Source organism: Streptomyces sp. AcH 505, assembly GCF_000818175.1.
GTDB lineage: Bacteria > Actinomycetota > Actinomycetes > Streptomycetales > Streptomycetaceae > Streptomyces.
In genome coordinates this window covers 6,855,887-6,860,231 of sequence record NZ_JTIY01000001.1, presented here as the reverse complement: position 1 = coordinate 6,860,231, position 4,345 = coordinate 6,855,887, and the positions used below count along the sequence as shown (strand labels likewise).

General features: G+C 71.0%; 3 protein-coding genes and 1 pseudogene. 1 reads left to right on the top strand and 3 read right to left on the bottom strand.

Going from position 1 to position 4,345, the window contains the following annotated elements; all coding sequences use genetic code 11:
- The coding region (locus HY68_RS44235; protein ID WP_041994848.1) for a CehA/McbA family metallohydrolase at positions 1-493 on the bottom strand (493 nt) is incomplete at its 3' end.
- Positions 494-513: 20 nt separating this feature from the next.
- On the bottom strand, positions 514-3,006 hold the full coding sequence (gene uvrA, locus HY68_RS30025; protein WP_041994845.1) for an excinuclease ABC subunit UvrA: 2,493 nt from the start codon (positions 3,004-3,006) through the stop codon (positions 514-516).
- A gap of 174 nt (positions 3,007-3,180) precedes the next feature.
- Here uvrA and HY68_RS30020 point away from each other — a divergent pair.
- Positions 3,181-4,169, top strand: a pseudogene (locus tag HY68_RS30020) (aldo/keto reductase).
- A 16-nt stretch (positions 4,170-4,185) separates the two neighbouring features.
- On the opposite strand, the gene HY68_RS46085 reads toward HY68_RS30020, so the two are convergent.
- On the bottom strand, positions 4,186-4,345 hold a 160-nt coding region (locus tag HY68_RS46085), incomplete at its 5' end, for a DUF6480 family protein (RefSeq protein WP_041994842.1).

Below are 4,345 nucleotides of genomic sequence, written 5' to 3'. Positions count from 1 at the left end.
CGGCGAGCGCCGCGTCGTTGTCCGCCTGCCACGGCATGTCGGAGTCCCACGCCCCGTTCCACACCTCGACGGCGTCGAATCCCTCGTACGGGTACATGAACGTGCCCGAGGGGTACGGGGCGTGCGGATGAGCCGCCACGCACAGTCCACCGAACCGCCGCACCTTCGCCAGCTGCCCGTCGACCGCGCCGTCCCCGACGCCGTACCGCCAGTCGACCACCTGCCCCGGGGGAAGTCCGAGCGCGAGCCAGTGCCCGGTCCTGGTGGTGACCTCCTCGCCCAGGATCACCAGCACATCGCTGTGTTCCCAGGAGCCGTGCGCCTCGGCGGTGTTGTGTTCGGTGGTGGCGAGGAAGTCGAGCCCGGCCGACCGGGCGCCGCCCGTCAGCTGATCCGGCGTCAGTTCGCCGTCGGAGTGGACCGAATGGACGTGGCAGTCACCTCGGTACCAACCGCGCTCCCGGCTCGAAGGACCCGACGCCGTATCCGCCATCCCGTGAGCCTATCCGCCCGTCAGCCGTCGGCGAGCCTGCGGGCCAGGTACGGGGCCGTGAGGCTGTCCTTCGCCCGGGCGACCTCGGCGGGGGTACCGGTGGCGATGACTCGGCCGCCCGCGTCCCCGCCGCCCGGACCCAGGTCGATGACGTGGTCGGCCGTGGCGATCGCGTCCAGGTCGTGTTCGACCAGGACGACGGTGTTCCCCGCGTCGACCAGCCGGTGCAACTGGCGCAGCAGCAGGGTGATGTCGGCCGGGTGCAGGCCCGCTGTCGGCTCGTCCAGCAGGTAGAGCGCGTGGCCGCGGCGGGCGCGCTGCAGTTCGGTGGCGAGTTTGATGCGCTGGGCCTCGCCGCCGCTGAGTTCCGTGGCCGGCTGACCCAACCGCAGGTACCCCAGGCCCACTTCGCGCAGCGTCTCCAGGCTCCGTGCGGCTGCCGGGAGTTCGGCGAGGAACGTGGCCGCCTCGTCGACGGGCATCGCCAGTACGTCCGCGATGTTCCGTCCGCGGTAGGTGATGTCGAGTGTCTCGGCGTTGTACCGCGCGCCGTGGCAGGTGGGGCAGGGCGCGTAGGTCCCCGGCAGGAACAGCAGTTCGACAGTGACGAACCCTTCGCCCTGGCAGGTCTCGCAGCGGCCTTCGGGGACGTTGAAGGAGAACCGTCCGGCCGTGTAACCGCGCGCCTTCGACTCGTCCGTCGCCGCGTACAGCTTGCGTACCGCGTCGAACATCCCTGTGTACGTGGCCAGGTTGGAGCGCGGGGTGCGGCCGATGGGCCGCTGGTCGACCCGGACCAGCCGGTCGAACGAGTCGAGCCCCGAGGCCTCCCGGACGCCTGCCTCACGGTCCGTGTCGTCGGTGTGGCCGGGATCGGCGCCATCGTCCGTATCTTCCGACGCCTGTCCGAGGTGCCGGCGGACGACTTCGCCGAGCACCTGCGTGACCAGCGTCGACTTCCCGGAGCCGGACACACCGGTCACCGCTGTCAGTACGCACAACGGGATGTCGACGGACAGGTCACGCAGGTTGTGCCGGGAGACGCCGTGCAGGCTCAGCCACCCCTGCGCCGTCCGGGGACGGTGGTCGAGCCGCCGGGCCCGTCCGAACAGGTAGTCGCCCGTGGCCGACTCCGCGACCTCCTCAAGACCGGGTACCGGCCCTGAGTACAGCACGCGCCCGCCGCTCTCCCCCGCTCCCGGCCCGATGTCGACCACCCAGTCCGCCCGCCGTACGACATCCATGTCGTGCTCCACGACGAACAGCGAGTTCCCCGACGCCTTGAGCCGGTCCAGCACGTCCATCAGCGGCTCCGCGTCGGCCGGGTGCAGCCCGGCGGAGGGCTCGTCGAGGACGTAGACGACTCCGAAGAGCCCCGAGCGCAGCTGGGTCGCGATCCGCAGCCGCTGCGCCTCGCCGGGCGACAGTGTCGTCGAGCTGCGCGCCAGGCTGAGATAGCCCAGGCCGAGGCCGAGCAGCACGTCGACCCGCGCGACCAGGTCGGCACAGATCCGTACGGCGACCTCGGTCGCCTCCCCCGACCTGGCGGTCGACGTGGTGGGCGCGGCCTCCGACAGCTCGGCCACCGGCCTCAGCAGCGCCACGGCCTCCGTGAGCGGTTTCGCGTTGATCTCGGCGATGGAGAGACCCGCGAAGGTCACGGCGAGCGCCTCCGGCCGCAGACCGCTGCCGTGGCACACGGGGCAGGGCACGCTCCGGACGAACCGCAGCGCCCGCTCGCGCATCCGTTCGCTCTTGGAGTCGGCGAGGACGTGCATGACGTGTTTGCGGGCGCTCCAGAACGTTCCGTGGTAGCCGTAGTCGATGCGCTCCGGCTCCGGCTCGATGTACACCGACGGCTGTTCGTCGGTGTACAGCAGCCAGTCCCGGTCCTTCTTCCTGAGCCTGCGCCACGGCCTGTCGATGTCGATGCCGAGACCGCTCACCACGCTGCGCAGATTGGCCCCCTGCCAGGCGCCGGGCCAGGCGGCGATCGCACCGTCCCGGATGGACAGCGACGGGTCAGGGACGAGCAGGTCCTCGGCGACGTCGTGGACGACACCGAGTCCGTGGCAGCGCGGGCAGGCGCCGGCCACGGTGTTGGGCGAGAACGACTCCGCCTCCAGCCGATCGGCCCCGGGCGGGTACGTTCCGGCGCGCGAGTACAGCATGCGCAGCAGGTTGGAGAGCGTGGTGAGAGTGCCCACCGTCGAGCGTGAGCTGGGCGCCCCGCGCCGCTGCTGCAACGCCACGGCCGGTGGCAGCCCGGTGATCTCCTGTACGTGCGGTGCGCCGACCTGCTGGAGCAGCCGACGGGCGTAGGGGGCGACGGATTCGAAGTACCGGCGCTGGGCCTCGGCGTAGAGCGTGCCGAAGGCGAGGGACGACTTGCCGGAACCGGAGACGCCGGTGAAGGCGACCATCGCGTCCCTGGGGACGTCCACGTCGACGTTCTTCAGGTTGTGCTCCGCGGCCCCTCGGACGTGTACGAAGCGGTCGGGCGCCTCGGCCATCGCGACTCCTCCCTGCCCGCGATCTCCAGCGTGACCCCTCCGGCGCGTTTCGGCATCCGGGCGGAGACATCGCGGGCGCACCGGTCGGGCGCTTGACTTCGTGCGCACTTCAACACCGAGGCTTCTGTTCGTCGCCCGGCGCGAACGACGCCGGGTACGGGAGGGGTCACACGCATGAGGTACCGCACGATCGGCAGCAACCGGCGACCCGCCGCGAGGTCAGTGTGCTGAGCCTGGGCGCGATGCTGTTCGGCACCGCCACCGACGAGAGGACGGCGTTCGCCGTCCTCGACCGGTACGTCGAGGCAGGCGGCACGTTCGTCGACACGTCCAACTGCTACGCGTACTGGTTCAAGGGCAGTCGGGGCGGCGAGAGCGAGACCGTGCTCGGCAACTGGCGGCGCAGCCGTGGGGTGTCAGGGGAGGTCGTGATCGCGACGAAGCTGGGAGCGGGTCCGCTCGCCGATGGCACCGGTCACGTCGACAACGCCGAGGGCCTGTCCGCCGGGGCGATCCGGGCGGCGGTGGCGGCGAGCACGAAGCGGCTCGGGGTCGACAAGCTCGATGTGCTGTACGCGCACATCGAGGACCCGAAGACCGAACTGGCCGAGACGGTGGGTGAGTTCGGCGCACTGGTCAACGAGGGGACGGTCGGACTTCTCGGCGTCTCCAACCACTGGGCGTGGAAGGTGGACCGGGCCAGGAACATCGCGAAGGCGGCGGGGCTGCCGGGCTACGAGCTTCTGCAGTACCAGCACAGCTATCTGCGGCACCGCACGGATCTGCCGAGCGCGCTGTCGCAGGACGGCGAACCGGGCGCGGTGGAGGGGAACTTGCTCAGTCTGCTGCGCGCCGAACGCGACGAGCTGACGCTGGTGGCGTACTCCCCGCTGCTGGGCGGCGCGTATGTACGCGAGGACAAGCCGCTGCACGCGGGGCACGACCACGGCAGCGTCCCCGCACGGCTCGCGGCACTGCGCAAGGTGGCGAAGGAGGCGGACGCGACCGTCAACCAGGTGGTGCTGGCGTGGCTGATGGGCGGGGAGATTCCGGTCATCCCGCTGGTCGGGGCTTCCTCGGTCGCGCAGCTGGACGAGAGCCTGGCCGCGGTCGACCTCGAACTCTCCCCGGAACAGCGGGAGATGCTCGACTCGACGCGCTAGGCCGTGTCGGCGGCCGTCAGACGACCAGCAGGATGGCGTACATCAGGAAGAACGCGGCGAACACCGCTCCGATGACGCCGATGACGACGAGCGGCCACGTGCCCCACCCCCGGGTCAGGTCGATGGGGGGTCCCGTCTCCGAGCCGGTGCTGCTCTCGCCCGGTGGTGTCTCACCC

Excerpts from the sequence above, each read along its gene's own strand:
- uvrA (WP_041994845.1), bottom strand. The coding sequence starts at position 3,006 with ATGGCCGAGGCGCCCGACCGCTTCGTACACGTCCGAGGGGCCGCGGAG.